Here is a 17,354-nt window from a genome sequence, read left to right as displayed (position 1 = left end):
ATAGTAAAAACTATCTTAGCCATGGGTTGTGTTGCCTTTTACCGTACTTTACATGTAAAATCAAATGAAGCGGATATGCTATAATACAAAGGTAACAATTTAAAAGGAGCTTTTGATGCAAACGATAACCTTAAAAATTGACGATAAAGTTAGTGAAAAGTTTTTTTGGCTCTTAAACCATTTTTCAAAAAATGAAGTGACAATTTTAGACCAAGCAGAATTTAAAAATGATGATGAGTATTTACGAAGTATAGAAGGAATGGAGCAAAGTATTATAGATGCTTCTAACGAACCCCATCAAAACTTTGTCACCATCGATAAATTAGACTGGTAATGATGTACCAACTGCTTTTCTCTCCTCAAGCCAAAAAAGATGCTAAGAAGCATCAATCAAGTGGCTTGAAACCAAAGATTATGGAACTTTTACACCTCATAGAAAAAGACCCTCTTCAATATCCTCCAGCATTTGAATATCTATCACACAATCTAACAGGTAAAATATCACGAAGAATAAATAAACAACACAGACTCGTTTACGAAGTATTGGAAGAAGAAAAAATCATTAGAGTTCTAAGGATGTGGACGCATTATGACTAAAAAGCCAACAAAGCTCAAAACACTATTTCGTAGCATAGGCTTCAGTTGCTAAGCGATGGTGTTGTAAAGTGTCGTTTCTTCACTATCTCGTCCACCTGTGTCAATTATGAGTTTCAGTTGCTAAGCGATGGTGTTGTAAAGTGTCGTTGTTACTGAATTAGTCCAAAGATCGCCTACTTCTTGTTTCAGTTGCTAAGCGATGGTGTTGTAAAGTGTCGTACTGCATGATGATCTGAATACTACGAATGATCTACTGTTTCAGTTGCTAAGCGATGGTGTTGTAAAGTGTCGTAAAATCAATACCGAGGTATTTGTCGTGAATCTTGTCAGTTTCAGTTGCTAAGCGATGGTGTTGTAAAGTGTCGTCTCAAACGGTACGTTTTTTTATATTCGCTCTGATACGTTTCAGTTGCTAAGCGATGGTGTTGTAAAGTGTCGTCCTACTGAACCTGAAACGTGCGACCCTTTAGGGTTTCAGTTGCTAAGCGATGGTGTTGTAAAGTGTCGTTCAAACCCTCTTCTACGACTGTGGCAGGACGATGTGGTTTCAGTTGCTAAGCGATGGTGTTGTAAAGTGTCGTCTCAATATCGGCATTGTGGCGCAAAAAAATGTTAAAGTTTCAGTTGCTAAGCGATGGTGTTGTAAAGTGTCGTAGTAATTACCAAAGACCTAAAAATAAGCCAAGACCAGTTTCAGTTGCTAAGCGATGGTGTTGTAAAGTGTCGTCACTCTCAGCCTTTCCCATTCCTGCGTCCAGCGATAGGTTTCAGTTGCTAAGCGATGGTGTTGTAAAGTGTCGTGTTAAAGTTAAATGTCAGGTCTTTATCCCATGTTAGTTTCAGTTGCTAAGCGATGGTGTTGTAAAGTGTCGTTCAGAAAAATCAGCAGCACGACAAGTATCATATGTTGCGTTTCAGTTGCTAAGCGATGGTGTTGTAAAGTGTCGTGCTTAAACTGTTTTTCGTTCAGCTTTTTAGCATCATCGTTCCAGTTGCTAAGCGATGGTGTTGTAAAGTGTCGTATGAAAACGCAATATACAAATATTTTGACGGTACCAACGTTCCAGTTGCTAAGCGATGGTGTTGTAAAGTGTCGTCATGCCCGCTTGAATCGACATAACTAACAGTTGCGTTCCAGTTGCTAAGCGATGGTGTTGTAAAGTGTCGTTGACACTCATCAATAATAATAAGGCTATCTAAGAAGTTCCAGTTGCTAAGCGATGGTGTTGTAAAGTGTCGTTGTCTGCAAACTGGCTTAAAGCTAAAATGGTTCAATTTGTTCCAGTTGCTAAGCGATGGTGTTGTAAAGTGTCGTGATATTTGGAGTTCCTTTACTCGTCAAAGAGTTTTTAGTTCCAGTTGCTAAGCGATGGTGTTGTAAAGTGTCGTCAAAAAAGAGGAAGAACCTATTAATGTTTATGAGACAGTTCCAGTTGCTAAGCGATGGTGTTGTAAAGTGTCGTATCTTTCGGTATGCAAATATGTTTACAGAGATTAGGTTCCAGTTGCTAAGCGATGGTGTTGTAAAGTGTCGTAAAGTATGTTCCTGTGTTTAGGTTTACCGTTAATGTGTTCCAGTTGCTAAGCGATGGTGTTGTAAAGTGTCGTGCATTTTTGTCACTACTGTTCATGCGCTCTTTTAAATCAGTTCCAGTTGCTAAGCGATGGTGTTGTAAAGTGTCGTAAGCGTTTTTTGAGGCACTTTTCCCTCTACAAATAAGTTCCAGTTGCTAAGCGATGGTGTTGTAAAGTGTCGTTCAATTTCCACGTTGACTCTAAGTTTAGAATTGCGTTCCAGTTGCTAAGCGATGGTGTTGTAAAGTGTCGTGATAGCCTCTTCAGGTGTTACATCTACCCATTGCATGTTCCAGTTGCTAAGCGATGGTGTTGTAAAGTGTCGTAGCCTTACAAATCATCGACTTGATGGGGCTTTCTTGTATCGAAATTGTCTCTTTTTTTCGCAAATTATTTCCTTGCAAAAAAAGTGCGATATTTTGAGAAAAATGCTATACTTTCACTCACGACACTTTACAACACGTATCGTTCGATGCACTGAAATCATCGAAAAGATATATAGACCCGCCCAACTGCCTTAGGCATGGCGGGCTTCTTTCTTAAAACCTATCATTACAATAATTTTCAAACTCACATTGTGTGCATTTTCCATCATCTGCGTTACTGTAAGGAAGTTTGCCTTGTTCTATCAGATGGCGTATCTCTTCGACTTTACATGTAAGTATTTTCTTCTCCTCTTCGTTTACATGTAAAGGGATGGTTTTACCTTTTTCTTCATAAAGTATAAAGCCTAGTTCAAATCTTTTTTTGTATATTTTCTCCGCCAAAATGCCATAAGCGATGAGTTGCATTTTTTGTGCAGTGGTTGGTTTTGAGCCGTGCAGTTTTATCTCAACGGGATAGATGTGTGTGGAAGAGATGAGAAGTCCATCGCAAATGCCGTAAAAGTTACAGGCGTCATGAGAGAGTGTGACATTGCTTTTAAAAAGTGCTTCTTCAAGCTGAAAACGTGCAAGGGTGCGTCGTTTAAAAAGTTCGGCTTGTTTTTTATGGTGAACTTCACCCTCTTTGACCCACGAGGGGCTTGTTTTTGGAATACAAAGCACTTCTAAAAAGTACACAACTCTAGGGCAAAAGAGGTATTGTCTGATGAGGTGGATGGGGAGTTTATAGGTATTCAAAGGATTTTTCCTCAAAGTCGTTTTTGTCATAACCAAAGCTATTTTCTAAGATTTCATTTGAGAGTTTGGCTTTGACAAAAAATGCTTTATCCCCATCGGCACAATACTTTTTAAAAAAGTGCGGAAGCATTTTAAGCTCGGCGTGTTTGAGATGTCCCCAAAATACTGACTTTTGAATGGCAACTAAGCCCAAATCTTTGAGCTCATCAAAAAGTTTTTTGCGGTTTTTGTTTTCCTCGATGTCATACGTCACCAGTACCTCGTAATACAGTGCCATGTTTTACCACTTAAAGCTATAGCTTTTATAAGGCATTTGTTGCATAAATGCTCCTGTTAACCTGTAAACTTGGCGTTGCATGATGCTTTGAAGCGAAAGATTTTTGGCGTTGTAGAGGTATTTTTTATTCATGGTGGCGTTTATCTCTTCGATGATTTTTTTCTTGATGGTGCTATCAAGAAAGCTTTTGCCTTTGAGGTGGGATTTGAGTTTGATGATGTTTCTATCGACCACCCACGCACGGTACTCTTCGATGATGTCAAGCACAAGGGAGGGTTTACCTGGTCTGTTTACATGTAAGACGCCTGCAAAGGGTTCAAGTCCTGCGTTGATGACGCTTTGCCAGACAAAAGAGGTCAAAATGGCATAGCCGTAATTAAGCGCAGAATTGACGATGTCGTCTGCTCCTCTTCCGATGCGATGAGAAAAATCCAAATCATAAAGTAACTCCGAACCCACCGCATCAAAATAAATACTCGCCACCGCTCCTTCTTTTCCCATGATGATACTAAGCCAATCAGGGCGATTTTTCAGCTCAATGGTTTTGAGGCTTTGGCTTGTTTGTTTGATTTTTTCGATAGCGTTTGCTAATTTTATGCTCTCTTTGTCGGTGGTTTTGAGGTATTTGTGAAAGTATTGAAGTGTTGTGCGTTGGTTTTTGAGTTTGCCCAGTATCAAAGCTCGTGCTATCTCTTTTGCTTCATCACTCTCTATCGTCAAAAACTGCGCACGTCGTACATTTGCCACGGCGTGAGAAGCAGTAGAGCTTAGCGAGGTATGTGCTATGTTTTTAAAGTCAAGAAAAAAGAGCTTAATCCCACGAAGCGAACACGCTTCTATGAGGTCGCTTGAGAGTGCGATACCGCCTTTTAAAATGTTGATAGACTTAATGCGACTGAGGGCAATCTCTTTTTGGAGTTGCCCACCTTGGCTGATGGTAAGTCTGGCACTTGTTTTGCCTAAGAATGTGCCGTATTCGTCGATGTAGATGTGTTTAGTCATCTAAGAGTTTTGCCAAGTTTTCACTTTTGAACGGCAAAGTAAAATTAACAGTTTTTTTGCTAATTTCAATACCCGAAATGCTACCATCTCTAATAGTAACTTTTATACTATCTTTTAATAATTTTTTTAGTGTCTCTTGCATTGTATTTTTTTCTTTCAATGAAATTGATGTTTTTTGCTTTTGTCGTTTACCATCTTTTTTTTCAAAGAGAGTTTTAAAAATAAGTTTTTTGATTTTTTTATCAATTTTTGTAAGTGGGAAATTTTTAATGGTCGCACTTGTTTTATTGACAATAACTTCAATGCCACGACAATCAAACCCCTCTTTGAAAAATCTTGATGGCTCAAGCTTTATATCTCGAATATCTTTTGACTCTTTGACACTCAACTCTTTTTTCAAGTCAGATGAAGGTTTTTGACCTGCCAACGCAAGTGTTTTTGAGTTACCAGCTAACAGAACATTTGCATAATCTCCGCTGATTTGTTGATTGTCAATCGCCGTTGCTTGGTATATGTGTCCTTTAGGCGTTTTTCGTTTGATTCTAAAGACTGTTCCTGGGGCTGAAGTAAGCGCCACAATAGAAAAAACCTTTCTCGCTTTGTTTCGATTGTCTTTTGTTTTTATACCAAAATATTTTTTGCAAAATTCAGTCCAGAAGTCATCTATGCCTGATATATCATAAACTAATTTCCCGTTATCTTTTTTGGTTTTTGGTTCAGCATCAAGCTCTTTTTTGTAAGCTTCGTGAAATTTTTGCCAGTCTTTATAAAACGGGTACGGCTTCATCGAATCTTTATCAATAAATTGTGGCGCATTGATAACCGATGTTTTTTTGACATAATATTTACAATGATTGATGACAAATTCTGCCAGTTCAGATTTTTTCTTCTGTGCATCGTTTAAGTTTTGATAGTTTAAATTAAAGAACTGATTTGACAGTTCATTGATACTTTGCTTGTTAATAGAATAAAGTTTAATGCCATTCTTTTCTTTTAAAAGAGTGCATAAAGAGGTGTCTTTAAGAATCTCCTCTACCCTTGAAATATCGTTCTTTGAAATCATTGCTTGACAATGCTGCATATCGTATCCGTCTTTTATGCTTATCGGATAGCCTATGTAAAATTGATTGTGATAGCGAACAAATGGCTTATACCTTTCTCCTATTGATTCATCTTTAAAAATGGGCTTACTAAAAACTTGCCTCATATTTTTTTGACCAAAATCATTGGCTTGTATCATCTCTTCTATTTTTTGATTTGCTGATTTGCCTTTGGTTAAAAATTCATTATTGAGGGCACTCCAATTTTCGACATTGGCAAATTTTAAAATATCTTCTTTTGTAGGTTTTTCTGTTTTTGGCAATACCTTATCCCATACACTGACCAAACTCATAACCGCATCTATAGTATGACTGTAGGTTTCTTGTTTAGAGTCTTTTGGCTTTTCTGGCAATTGATACGCTTTAATTCTCAAATCATGCACATCATTGGCATCGGCTAAGATAAACTCAAAGTTAAATGTTTTAGCTGGAAACATCGCTTTGAGCTTTTCTTGGATTTTTTTAGCCAAATATTTTTGCGTACCGTTTACTCGTGAGCTTTGGTCGGTTCTAAGCCAACTTATTACTTTTTGGTAAGCTTCATTTGAGTTATCTAAAAATAGGGCATATTTAAAAGCTTTTTGTTGTTCTTGCGTAAGAACTGAAAAAGTTTTGTAGGTTTTGATAGTAGCGATTTGTTCTTCTATCCATTTTTGAGAAATATCTATTTTTAAATCTTGTAAAGAATAATCTGTTTTTGCAAGTTTTGCTTGATTGCATTTTTGGTGAACATACAAAAGATTGCCTTCGCTGTTGAAAACGGTATCATACTTTTTAAGGGTGTAACTTCGTGATAAGATATGGTCTATCTCGCCATCTTCGCCTAAACTTTGCCCACAATAGGGGCAAATGCTGTTGCTAAAATCTTTAATTCTTTTGGTTTTGTCTTCAATATTTTTAAGCCCTCTTTTTTGTGCTTCTTCAAGAGCTTTTTTAGCTTTTGCATTGGCATTTTTGATTTTGGCATTTCGAATAGACTCTTCATACGCAAAAGCGTTTTGCTCTAAGATGATTTTTAAATCTATCGTATCTTCTTTGATGCCCTCCAACTCTTTGGCTTTGACTTTGGCTATCTCGTAACCTAGTTTGTCGATGTACCGCTCAATCTTGCCACTAAAAGGTCTTTGTGTATCGGCTGGGAGCCGTTGGCAGTTGGCATTGGTAGTAATTTCCCCTGTTTGCTCATCTATCTCTATTCTTGTGCTAGCTCGGTATTGATTTTCGCAGCTACACCATTTACATGTAGCGTTAAAACCACTGCGTGTGGTATCGATGATGGTATGAAGTTGCGCCATGGAAAAAAGGTTGTTAAAGCGTGCTCTATAAGGCGTTTCGATGTTAAAAAACTCACCGATTTTTCGTACCCATTCGTTTAACTCTTTTTGATATTTTTGTACCTCTTTATCTTCACCCAATTCTACAATCTGCTTAAAAAGGTTGCCGTTTGATTTTCTAAACTCTTCAATGTTTTTACAATAGCTTGAGAGTTTTTTGTTGCCAAATTTTACATTCCAAAGTTCATTTTCAAACGCTTCAAACCGCTCTTTTGCGATGGGTTTGCCTAAGATTCCTGCGACTAAATTGTGGATTTGATTGTTTTTGTGTGGTGGATTGTGGTCACACTTTTTGAACATATCATCGTCTTTTGTCCAAATACCTGTTCGTACTTTTTCTTTGACAAGTTGATAGTACTCTTTTGCAAATTTTTTCAATGCAAAAGCATTGTCTTTGGTCAATACATCACAATAACTATCTATCTCATCACTTCTAAGTCTATAAGGGTCAATGATGCTAGAGGTGTCCAAAATGCGGTGTAAAAGCGTGCTATCTTCACTGTAGCCTTTTACGGTCACACCCTCAAGATTTTCTTTTTGAGTCTCACTTGCAAGCGTATGTGCTATGGCTCTCCAATGTGGTAGATGCTTATCCAAATACTCCTCATTGAGTCGCAATGTTTGGCATTTGACCGCTCCACGGTTGTTCATATCGTCATACGGCGGAATGGTCATCAGTGGGTTGGTGGTGGTTAAAAACTCAATAATACTTTTGGTTTTAAGGTTTGCAAGATTCTCTTTTTGCCTTTGTTTGTCTTCAGGACTTTTTGGGTGCCAACTTTGGATAAATCGCCATGTGATGCGATGCAGTTTTTCGCAAGACCAAAAGTCTTCTTTTGCCATAGCTTCATCGTTAAAGTAGCGTCTTAGCTCTTTGAGCTGATAGTTTGAGAGATTGCCGATGAGATATTGCATGTCATTGATGTGAAGATGGTTACATGTAAAGAATTTTTGGATTTTTAGATTGTATTCTATTTCAAGATAAAGTTCTTCAAAATACTTAGCCCGTGGGAGATTGCCTTGGTTTTGTTGTTTGTGAAATTCGTCTATAATTTTTTTTATGACTTTTAACCCATCTAAAAGTTCTTTGGCATCTTCTTTTTCAAGGTCTTTTTTTATCTCATCAATAAGTTCAATTTGTTTTTTTGGCTGATGCGTCGAAGCTCCAAATAAATTTTCAAAATCCTTTTTATAGTTCTTGAACGTCTCTTCATTTGAAGCTATCTGATTTAAAAACTCTTCTACTTCGTCATCATTTTGTATAGTGTAATTGAGTTTGTCATTCAAAAACTCTTTTAAAATATCGCTTTCAAGATTTTCTTTTTCATCTTCTTTGATTTCAAAACTTGCATAAGTGTAACCTCGTTTATTAAAAAGTCCCAAAATTTCGTCGGGTAAAAAATCAAGACTAAGCCCATAATGCTTTTGTAAAAGAAGCAAAAAAAGTCGCTTGACTAGCGTGTTGCGTAGGTTGTTACGTTTACCGTGTCGTTTGCCTCGTCGTGCGACTTGTGAGAGCACAAAGCTTTCATCATAGATAATCGTTCCTGATTGAAAAGTATCTATTATTGAAACGTCTTTAGCTGTAAAACTAAAAAATCCCGTATTTTTCCCACCCAAATCCAGTGAAATCAACGATGTCATGCCCTCTCCTTTAAAATACCCAAAGCCGCACGAATACCCGACGCCCACGCTGCGGTGATGCCTCTGCTTGTTCCTGCGCCGTCTCCGATGATGTAGTAGCCTTCTTTCACACAAAAGTGTTTATCGATAAATTCGGGTTTATTGGAGTAGGTTTTGATTTCGGGGTAATAGATGATGGTGGAAGGGTGAAGAACGCCAGGAATGATGGTGTCTAGCATCTTGAGAGATTTCCAGATGTCTCGCAAGATTTTAGCGGGCATACACAAGGACAAATCGCCTGCTACGGCACTTTTAAGCGTGGGTTCAAAGTCGTACAAGTCATTGTTAAACGTCTCTACTTTAGAGCGCACACCCATACGAAAATCCCCCACCCGTTGCATGATGACAGAACCACCGCTCAGTTGCATCACCATTTCGCCGAGTATCTTTCCAAACTGCTGACCACTCACCACAGGCTCGGTTAAACGAATGGTTTTGAGCATCGCAAAATTGACCAAGTTATTGCGCTCATTCTCACGAGAGAGGGAGTGTCCGTTGATCGAGTAGTAGCCTTTGTATTTTTCACGCACGATGTGCGCACACCCTGAGTTGGTGCAAAAGGTACGCACTTTTTTGGGAAACAAAATCTTAGGGTCATAGTAATCCCGCACAATGGGATAATTCTCTTCCCTCGTTTCAATCCGCACACCAATGTCCACGATGTTGTCATGATACGCAATGCCAAGCCTGTCCATCTGTTCTTGCAACCAATCATAATCGGCTCTGCCTGGGGCTAAAATGAGCGCATTGAAGGTGATAACGTCTCCATTTTCTAAGGTGATTTGCTTGCGTTTTTCGCTCACCTCTTTCACTTCAGTTTTAAGCGCAATGCTTACATGTAAAGATTTGAGTTTCTCAACCAAGTCCCCAATAAGCGCGGAAGATTTGTCGGTTCCCACATGGGCTTGGTCGATGCTTAGAATCTCAACGCCTATCTTTTTCGCACGGTTGATGTATTTTTCAAGATTGATTTTAGGCTCGATTTTAGGATGAAGATGTGTCGCAACCTCGATGAGCAACGCATCAGCCTCTTCTTTACTCCAATGCTCATAGGGAAATCCCACAGGATAGGTGTAATTTTGCTTACAGTCATTGCGAAGTCCGCCTGAGCTTATCTTCTTTTTTTCAACGAGTAAAATGGAATATGTTGAATTTTCCGCAAGCTTAAACGCCGCACCAAGCCCCGCTGGACCTGAACCTACGATGATGACATCGTAATGTGAGTTGAGTGTATGTTTTTCCATGGCTTAGAGTATAGCAAAAGTTTCGTTAGGCTATAATACACACAATTACTCAGTGGAGCTGGCATGAAATTAAACGAATTGGAAGCACGAAAAATTATTTTAATGGTTATGGGAGAGAAACGCCCTCTTACCAAAAGCGATGAAGAGTTGGCACTGCTTTTAAAAAAAAGATTGACCAAAAAAGAGTGTGAAGTGCTCAACACGGAAGCTTGTGGCAAAGATAAAAGCGTCACGATGAGCGAGCAAAAGATAGACGCAACACGTTACGATGCGCTCAAAGCCAGTGCCATTAAAAAGATCAAAAATGAGTCTGTTCATGGAGACTTTTTCTATACCAAAGGTGAATAAACATGGAACACGTTGAAGTCATAGACAGCGTTTGTACCTATTGCGGTGTGGGATGCGACATTGCCGCTAATGTCAAAGACAATAAAATTCAAAGCATTTTCGCTCACCCTGAGGGTGTGGTCTCAGAGGGCAATCTGTGTGTCAAAGGCAAATACGGCTATGAATTTTTAAATGCCCCCGATAGGCTAAGAATTCCCCGCATTCAAAAAAGTTTTTTAGAAAAAAATCCCTGGATAGCCCAAACCATCGCTTCGACACTAACGCCTTTAGATGACGTATGGTTTGAGACAACCCTAGAGGGTGCGACAACGGCGGCGGCGATGAAGCTCCAAGAGATTCAAGCAAGATACGGGCAAAAAAGCATCTGCTCCATCGGAGGGGCACGCACATCGTGTGAAAGTTCGTACCTGCTTCAAAAATTTACCCGTCATACGCTAAACTCTCCGCATGTCGATAACTGCGCACGCATTTGCCACTCTCCAAGCCTCAAAGGTATGCGTACGACCATCGGTGAGGGTGCGGCAACCAATCCGTACAATGACATCTATAACGCGGAATTTATGATTGTTTTTGGCTCCAACACCACCGAAGCACATCCGATTATCTCCAACCGCATCGTCGATATGGCAAGTAAACACGATAATCTAGCCGTTTTTGATGTGCGCGAAATCACCCTGCACCGCTTTGCCAAATACAAAGGCATCATGCCGCATGAAGCCAATTTGCTTGTTTTAAATATGTTGGCGTACGTTATCATCACCGAAGAGCTTTACAATGAACATTTTCTAGTCGATCGTACCAAAGGGTTTGAAGCATTTAAAGAGAAGATTTTGAATGACCCGTATGCGAATCCAAAGTATTTTGAGCACATTGAAGGCTATGAAAGTCTTAGCAAGCTGATTCCTAAAGTAGCGCGTGAATACGCACTCAAACGATCCATGATCTTTTGGGGTTTAGGCATTACCGAACACGTTGATGGCTCGTATGCCGTGATGGCGATAACGCATTTAGCCCTCATGACAGGAAACATCGGCAAACAAGGTGCAGGACTGATGCCCCTTCGTGGACAAAACAACGTCCAAGGTGCGTGTGATATGGGCATGCTTCCGTATTACGACCCCGATTATCAAACACCCAAAGAGATTGGATTGATGACACCACAGTTGGTCGATGAGATGTTGGAAGGTCGCATTAAAGCGGTACTTAATATGGGCGAAGACCTCACCCATGTTCACCCCAACAGCAACAAAGTCAATCGTGCGTTGGATAACGTCGAATTCATCATGGTGCAAGAACTTTTTATGACCGAAATTGCCAACCGAGCCGACATCGTCATCGGCGTGAAATCCGCTTATGAAAAAACAGGCGTGTATGTCAACGCGATGCGCCGTCTTCACCTTTCTCAACCACTTGTAACGTCTGATTTGCCCGATGATTGGGAAGTGATCAAATTGCTCGATAATAAAATGGGCGGAGAATATGCGTATGAAGACTCAAAGCAGATTTGGAACGAGGTGCGAGAAGTGGCGTACCGACGTTTTTCAGGGGCAAGCTACAACCGTTTAGAGCGTCACCGCGTTCGTGGACTCCAATGGCCCGTCCACACCGAAGATACACCGATCTTACATCAACTCGACTTCCGAACGGAAGATGGCTATGGTGAGTTTCACTACCACCAATACGAACTGCGAGGCATGGTGCAAGAGATACACGAAAAAAGACTCACAGGCTATCATCTCACCACAGGTCGAACACTAGCACAGTATAACAACGCTTCGCAAACCAGTCGCTGCGAAAAGCTTCATAAACGTTATGACGAAACGATACTGTTAGTGCATGAAGACGATGCGATGGATTTTACCAGTGAAAAAGTCATATTAAAAACCGAGTTTGGGCAAAGCGCTCCACTCACAGTCAAGTTTACCGATAAAGTCAAACCCAAAACATTGTTTTGCACCTTTCATCATGCCACATCAAAAATCAATAACCTCTTTGGTGACAGATGTGATGAACTCATTTTAACCGCAGCGTTTAAGTCGATCAAAGTGGACATTGTAACCGTGCTCGATTAAAGTGCCATTACCTTGTTTCGTCCGGTTGTTTTAGCGGCATACAGTGCTTTATCCGCGCGGATAAACATGCTGTCTTTGGTGTCTTGCTCTTGGTATTGGGTGACACCAAAGCTGCATGTTTGAAAGATATGCGTTCCAAAAGAGTGCTTCTCAATGATAAGGCGTAGCTTTTCTGCCAGATGAAATGCCTCTTTTTGAGCGGTGTTCGGGCAGATAATCAAAAACTCTTCGCCACCCCATCGTCCAAAAATATCGATGGATCGGATGTGCCGTTTGATCAATTGTGCCAGCTCCACCAAAATCGTATCGCCCATGGTGTGCCCATAAGAGTCGTTAATGTCTTTAAAATAGTCAATGTCGATTAAGATCAAAGAGAAGAGATTTGAAGGCGTGCGAGAAGCCCGTAAAAGCTCTTTTTGATAGTGTTGATCCAACGAAAGGCGGTTGTAAATTTGGGTCAGTTGGTCGGTTTGCGAAATCTCTTCAATACGCTTTTTATCGGTAATGTCTACCCTGAAACTGTTATACCCTTGGATCATTCCATTTTTAGCGACAATAGGCGAAACACGCGCATGAACCCAATAAATCGTACCATCTTTTTTAATGCTTTTCAGCTCACCTTCCCAATTTTGGGCTTTCAGTACTGCTCTTAAAACCGTTTCAAACCGTTTGGTGGAAACATCAGGATGGTTTAAAATCGTTTCCGATTCTCCTAGGAGCTCCTCTTTGGTATAGCCACTGAGTTGACACAGCGCTTCGCTAACGTTGGTGATCATACCTTCGTTATTGGCACTGATGAAAAGTACGTACTGGTCGATCACTTCGATGTGTTTTTTAATTTTGGTGTTGTAGCGTTGCATGACTCGGTAGCGATAAATCATTAGCATAAAAAGAAGGAGGATCACAAAGGCTAATTTCCAAAATAGAGCATAATCAAATCCATTTTCATAGTGAATATTCACCCATTTGGCAGTAATAGACTGTTGTGTATTCTCATCGAGGGTGCTTAACGCTTTTTCCAAAATCTGAGCGAGTTCAGGCTCATCATTGCGTGCGGCAAAGCCCATACTCCATGTTTGATTCAATTTTCCCGCAATTTTCAACATAGTGGGATACTCTTTTTGAATCATATACCCCACGGTCATCAAGCTATCAACATAACCGTACAGTTCGCCTCTGGCTACTTTTTCAAGCCCCTCTTTAATGTTTTTAACCTCAATAAGCTGAATCGTAGGGTATTCACGCTTCAGTAATGCCACGAGCGAATAGCCCTTCACCACACCTATTTTTTTATCAAGGATCTTTTCCACTTTGGCAATAAAAAATTTATCATTGGTGGTCGCGATCACAATGGGCGTTGAGAGATAGGGTTTAGTATAATCCATAAAGCGTTCATTCTCTGGTGTGCTCATGGCGAGTGAAAACATGTCGCATTTGCGCTCTTTGGCATACCGTAAAGAGTCGTCCCAACTGACAGTTGGAACCAGTGTAAAGGGGATACCTATGATCGGTTCGATGAGATTGAGATAATCGACACTCAGCCCTTTTAGTTTGTCATTTTCAATTTTTTCAAATGGCATCCAATTGGGATCGGAACAGACTTTGATCTCTTTTTTTGCTTCCAAATAGGCTTTTTCTGTGTCACTTAGCTCGCCAAAACGGTCTTGCACAAAATCTTCAATCTTGATTTTTGTGGGAATATACCCCATAACATTGTAGAGATCATAAATTCTTTGAAGCTTGTTTTTATCCATTTTCCCAAGCGTTTCAGTTTGATAGTATGAGAGTTTTTTAAGCTCTTCTCCTTCATAGATTAACGCCTCTTTGGAGAGCTTTTGGGTGTTGTATTTCTCTAAAATAAGCTCGGCACTCTCTTCAATATGCGAGTAGGCGTATTGCCATCCTTTGAGTGAGGCTTGCTTAAAGGCTTCAACGAGCTTTGGGGTTTTTTTGATGAGCGTTTCGCTGGTGTATAAAAAATCACTGTACATATCAAACCCATACTCTTTGGGATGAAAAATCGTGTACGCAATCCCTTGTTGTTTCAGATCAAAGGGCGCTTTAGAGAGATACGCGGACATAATATCGACTTTTCCATCGATCAAATCGTTAATATTATGGCTATGTTCGATAAAAGCGTAATCTTGAGATTTTAGATGGTGGGAGTTGAGCATGGCTTTTAAAGAGACTTCTGAAGAGTCGTTCAATGTTGCCATAAGGCGCTTGCTTGCAAAATGGTGTAAGGAGGTAATGCCAGACGATTCTTTTGTGATAAAGACCAAAGGCGAAGTTTGAAACAAGGCATAAAGGGCGACAATTTTTTGATTAAGTGCTCTCTCAACGATCAAAGTCTCTCGCCCGATAGCAAAATCTGTTTTCTGTGCTACAACGTCATGAACGCTATTGACGCTAAATTGGAAAGGAATAATCTCAACATCAAGTCCCACCTCTTTGTAATACCCTTTTTCCTTTGCAACGTAGTAGCCTGCAAATTGGAATTGATGAAACCAAGAGAGTTGCAATGTCACTTTTGTATGTTCACCATTAATAGCGGACGCATGCGTCGATAGCAGAGACATCCCCACCATACATTTGACACAAAAAATGATAAAACGCACATGAGGTATCATAACCATTTGAGTCCAGTATCGTGTAAAATCTTACTCAATAGTAGCTAAAATTGAATAAAAATTATAGAAGCCCACCGCTAGGTGCTTTTAAAATACTACGAATCCTAAGAAATAAAATTTATTTTGATGTGAGTTGTAAAAATGCTTGGTAGAATAAAGAAAAAACATTTTACATGTAACGTGAAAAGAGCGAAAGATACTAGAAAAATCTAAGATAAAAATGACTTTTGTGCAGAGTTATCTAACGCGTTTCTTAGGTACGAGAATATTCGCTTTGACATCTTCAATTTGTTCTTTAACGGTTGGTCTCAATAATGCTTCTAACTCTTCCAATCGGCCAAATGTTCGCATGACCTTGATAAAATTGGCTAGAGAAATTGTCCCTTTTTGTTCAAAATTTGCATACGTCGTTGGTGAGCTGAGTTCTGCTTCTGCACTAAATTCTCTTTGTTTTTTATCCTGTTTTACTCTCAACTCTTTAGCTCGCATCGCTATAACTTGGGCTATCTCATCATCGGTTAGTGTTGCAAATGTACTTGTCGGAGTCAATCTTCTTTTTACGATTTTCTTTGCGTTTTGCTGTGAGTGTTTTAACTTTTTCAGTAGGTCACTTTGCATTATAATGCCCCCATGAATGTTCTTTTGTTTACGGCATCTAAAATCTGTTCTTGTTTTGGAGTATCTACGTCGTACTCTTTTAAAAGCTTTGGTAATTCAATGTCTCGCGTTTTTTTCATCGCTTCCAAAGATGAAGCAACAAATTCCATATCAATAGAAAATTCCATCGACAAAGCTGCAATTTCATCCAGGCCAATTTCAGATAGTGGTTTACCGTAAAGAGATAATTGATGCTCTACGGTTTGTCCACCGCCTTTCGCAAAAGTAAGATCATATGCTGGAGTTGCTCGCCATTTAAAATCTTTGTCACACATAAATGAGAAATTTCGACTATGATCATCTTGATTCACAAACATATAATTGAATGCCATTTGTAGAAAGAGTTGTTTTAAACTATTATGAGCTCCTAATTGAACAGCCGCTCTCAAGAGATCCTCATACCCTATCGCACGTGGGATATTGTAATCTAAGTGCAAGAGTCCGGCAAGCGAATGAACATGGTATCTTTTTGCATTTGGCTCAATATCAAATCGCTTTGTTATAAAATGATGCTTTCCATCCGCTTCCAAGAGATAACTATCTGTCATAGTAAGCCCACATTGCTTTGCTAGGCTGTAATAGATATATTCAATTTTTGAATAAACTGACTTTTTCTTTCCAGAATCATCGTATTTAATAATGACATGTGTTAACCCGTCTACTAGTGGTTTTGTACGATCACCTAAGAATACAGTTTTTGTATCAAGATTTATCGCGCAAACAGCTTTGCTTCTTGCTCCTCCCACAAAAGAGTGTGCACTTACCAAAAAGACATCTTGCAGAGCGTGATAATGTCCACCACGTTGAATTTCTCGTGCTTGTTCAAACATACTCTTAAGCGTGAGTGTATGTTCCGTGTGGTCTTCGTTTATAACAGACGGTTCAAACGTAAGTGCACCAAGCCCACGATTGCCTATAAAAAGCAGCTTATCACTCACCGTTGGATTTGAGCGACGATTTTGAAGAAAAAAATTCTTTAAGATTTCATTTCCGAAGTTACCAGGTAATGAATCACTGATAAAGCCAGCCACTTTTTCTAGATGCGCTAATGTTGTTGTATCAATCTCTTTTATGGTCGGAGATAATCGTAAAGGGCTTACTTTGTGGCACATATCATTAACTTGTTCTAAAAATATGCGATCATCATTTTGATACATATCCGCCACATGTTGGTCAAAAATATTAATGGATACTTTTTGCATAGTGTTATCCTAATTCATATATATTTGTAATTATAGCACTATTCGTTTGTTAATTACAAATATATATGAATTATTTACAGTCGTTGGAATGTATGTTTTGACTAGTAGAAACTTAGTAATAATTTGGCAAAATGGCAACTCAGGACAACTGTATGTCTCTATAAACGTAGAGGAGATATAAAATGGAAAATACACCAATAAGAACAGAAAAAGATTATACATTAGTGTTACAAAGAATTGATGCACTTATGGATGTCGAGCCTAATACTAAAGAATTTGATGAATTAGGTATTTTATTACTCCCCCATCAAAATACATCAATAATCAACTGGCATATTTAACGCTCGGGTGCTGGAAAAAGTTAGCAATTTTTTGAGTGTTTTTTTGAAGTTCTAGCATATAGTTTTGCGTAGTGTCTTTGAGTTCTTTTTGATTTTTTGGTAAGCCATTTTTATGTACATTGCTCTTGTAATCTTGATTGAGATATTCACCAAATATCAGCATCTTCTGCT

At 39.3% G+C, this 17,354-nt stretch carries 13 protein-coding genes, 1 pseudogene and 1 CRISPR repeat array; of the genes and pseudogenes, 5 read left to right on the top strand and 9 right to left on the bottom strand.

Going from position 1 to position 17,354, the window contains the following annotated elements; genetic code table 11:
* The first annotated feature begins 115 nt into the window (after positions 1 to 115).
* The gene (locus JU57_RS09060) at positions 116 to 334 is read left to right on the top strand and encodes a hypothetical protein (RefSeq protein ID WP_037959934.1); all 219 of its coding nucleotides are present in this window, start codon (positions 116 to 118) and stop codon (positions 332 to 334) included.
* Entirely contained in the window at positions 334 to 597 is a 264-nt protein-coding gene (locus JU57_RS09055; protein ID WP_037959932.1) for a Txe/YoeB family addiction module toxin, read from the top strand. Before JU57_RS09060 ends, JU57_RS09055 begins: the two co-directional genes overlap by 1 nt.
* A gap of 38 nt (positions 598 to 635) precedes the next feature.
* Positions 636 to 2,498: direct repeats of the CRISPR family, unit length 33 nt; unit sequence CAGTTGCTAAGCGATGGTGTTGTAAAGTGTCGT.
* 213 nt (positions 2,499 to 2,711) lie between these two features.
* Here the strand turns inward: JU57_RS09055 and cas4 are convergent.
* Genes cas4 through JU57_RS09030 form a run of 5 tightly spaced genes read right to left on the bottom strand, consistent with a single transcriptional unit; the run spans position 2,712 to position 9,933 of the window.
* The gene (gene cas4, locus JU57_RS09050) at positions 2,712 to 3,293 is read right to left on the bottom strand and encodes a CRISPR-associated protein Cas4 (RefSeq protein WP_037959929.1); all 582 of its coding nucleotides are present in this window, start codon (positions 3,291 to 3,293) and stop codon (positions 2,712 to 2,714) included.
* Positions 3,280 to 3,570, bottom strand: a complete 291-nt coding sequence (cas2, locus tag JU57_RS09045) for a CRISPR-associated endonuclease Cas2 (protein WP_037959926.1) — start codon at positions 3,568 to 3,570, stop codon at positions 3,280 to 3,282. The genes cas4 and cas2 overlap by 14 nt, the downstream gene beginning before the upstream one ends.
* A 3-nt stretch (positions 3,571 to 3,573) precedes the next feature.
* Positions 3,574 to 4,572 (bottom strand): CRISPR-associated endonuclease Cas1, encoded by a 999-nt coding sequence (gene cas1, locus JU57_RS09040; RefSeq protein ID WP_037959923.1) that lies wholly within the window; start codon positions 4,570 to 4,572, stop codon positions 3,574 to 3,576.
* Positions 4,565 to 8,650, bottom strand: coding sequence for a type II-B CRISPR-associated RNA-guided endonuclease Cas9/Csx12 (gene cas9, locus JU57_RS09035; RefSeq protein WP_037959920.1), 4,086 nt, complete (start codon positions 8,648 to 8,650; stop codon positions 4,565 to 4,567). The genes cas1 and cas9 overlap by 8 nt, the downstream gene beginning before the upstream one ends.
* On the bottom strand, positions 8,647 to 9,933 hold the full coding sequence (locus JU57_RS09030; protein WP_037959917.1) for an FAD-dependent oxidoreductase: 1,287 nt from the start codon (positions 9,931 to 9,933) through the stop codon (positions 8,647 to 8,649). Before JU57_RS09030 ends, cas9 begins: the two co-directional genes overlap by 4 nt.
* Before the next feature lie 63 nt (positions 9,934 to 9,996).
* Between JU57_RS09030 and JU57_RS09025 the strand changes: the two genes are divergently transcribed.
* A complete protein-coding gene (locus tag JU57_RS09025) occupies positions 9,997 to 10,281 on the top strand; it encodes a hypothetical protein (protein ID WP_037959914.1) in 285 nt (94 codons plus the stop codon).
* Between the two features lie 2 nt (positions 10,282 to 10,283).
* Entirely contained in the window at positions 10,284 to 12,353 is a 2,070-nt protein-coding gene (locus JU57_RS09020) for a molybdopterin-dependent oxidoreductase (RefSeq protein ID WP_037959911.1), read from the top strand.
* Here JU57_RS09020 and JU57_RS09015 read toward each other — a convergent pair.
* The 3 genes from JU57_RS09015 to JU57_RS09005 all read right to left on the bottom strand — a co-directional run bounded on the left by JU57_RS09015 (position 12,350) and on the right by JU57_RS09005 (position 16,842).
* Complete coding sequence (locus JU57_RS09015) at positions 12,350 to 14,932, bottom strand: ABC transporter substrate-binding protein (RefSeq protein ID WP_294876943.1); 2,583 nt, start codon at positions 14,930 to 14,932, stop codon at positions 12,350 to 12,352. The two genes, JU57_RS09020 and JU57_RS09015, sit on opposite strands and share 4 nt — an antisense overlap.
* Positions 14,933 to 15,220: 288 nt before the next feature.
* Positions 15,221 to 15,601, bottom strand: a complete 381-nt coding sequence (locus JU57_RS09010) for a hypothetical protein (RefSeq protein ID WP_037959908.1) — start codon at positions 15,599 to 15,601, stop codon at positions 15,221 to 15,223.
* On the bottom strand, positions 15,601 to 16,842 hold the full coding sequence (locus JU57_RS09005; protein ID WP_037959906.1) for a HipA domain-containing protein: 1,242 nt from the start codon (positions 16,840 to 16,842) through the stop codon (positions 15,601 to 15,603). The genes JU57_RS09010 and JU57_RS09005 overlap by 1 nt, the downstream gene beginning before the upstream one ends.
* Positions 16,843 to 17,024: 182 nt before the next feature.
* Between JU57_RS09005 and JU57_RS14090 the strand changes: the two genes are divergently transcribed.
* Positions 17,025 to 17,183: a hypothetical protein gene (locus JU57_RS14090; protein WP_294876939.1), complete on the top strand. Its 159-nt coding sequence runs from the start codon at positions 17,025 to 17,027 to the stop codon at positions 17,181 to 17,183.
* Here the strand turns inward: JU57_RS14090 and JU57_RS09000 are convergent.
* Positions 17,167 to 17,354, bottom strand: a pseudogene (locus JU57_RS09000) (hypothetical protein); the annotation flags it as partial. The gene JU57_RS14090 and the pseudogene JU57_RS09000 sit on opposite strands and share 17 nt — an antisense overlap.

This window comes from Sulfurospirillum sp. SCADC, assembly GCF_000743525.1.
Lineage (GTDB): Bacteria > Campylobacterota > Campylobacteria > Campylobacterales > Sulfurospirillaceae > Sulfurospirillum.
This window is presented reverse-complemented; position numbering and strand designations above follow the sequence as displayed.

Bases quoted from the DNA above. Each gene is read 5' to 3' on its own strand.
- JU57_RS09010 (WP_037959908.1), bottom strand. From the start codon at position 15,601: ATGCAAAGTGACCTACTGAAAAAGTTAAAACACTCACAGCAAAACGCA.
- JU57_RS09025 (WP_037959914.1), top strand. From the start codon at position 9,997: ATGAAATTAAACGAATTGGAAGCACGAAAAATTATTTTAATGGTTATG.
- JU57_RS14090 (WP_294876939.1), top strand. From the start codon at position 17,025: ATGGAAAATACACCAATAAGAACAGAAAAAGATTATACATTAGTGTTA.
- cas1 (WP_037959923.1), bottom strand. From the start codon at position 4,572: ATGACTAAACACATCTACATCGACGAATACGGCACATTCTTAGGCAAA.
- JU57_RS09005 (WP_037959906.1), bottom strand. From the start codon at position 16,842: ATGCAAAAAGTATCCATTAATATTTTTGACCAACATGTGGCGGATATG.
- cas9 (WP_037959920.1), bottom strand. From the start codon at position 8,650: ATGACATCGTTGATTTCACTGGATTTGGGTGGGAAAAATACGGGATTT.
- JU57_RS09060 (WP_037959934.1), top strand. From the start codon at position 116: ATGCAAACGATAACCTTAAAAATTGACGATAAAGTTAGTGAAAAGTTT.
- JU57_RS09030 (WP_037959917.1), bottom strand. From the start codon at position 9,933: ATGGAAAAACATACACTCAACTCACATTACGATGTCATCATCGTAGGT.
- cas2 (WP_037959926.1), bottom strand. From the start codon at position 3,570: ATGGCACTGTATTACGAGGTACTGGTGACGTATGACATCGAGGAAAAC.
- JU57_RS09015 (WP_294876943.1), bottom strand. From the start codon at position 14,932: ATGTCTCTGCTATCGACGCATGCGTCCGCTATTAATGGTGAACATACA.
- JU57_RS09020 (WP_037959911.1), top strand. From the start codon at position 10,284: ATGGAACACGTTGAAGTCATAGACAGCGTTTGTACCTATTGCGGTGTG.
- JU57_RS09055 (WP_037959932.1), top strand. From the start codon at position 334: ATGATGTACCAACTGCTTTTCTCTCCTCAAGCCAAAAAAGATGCTAAG.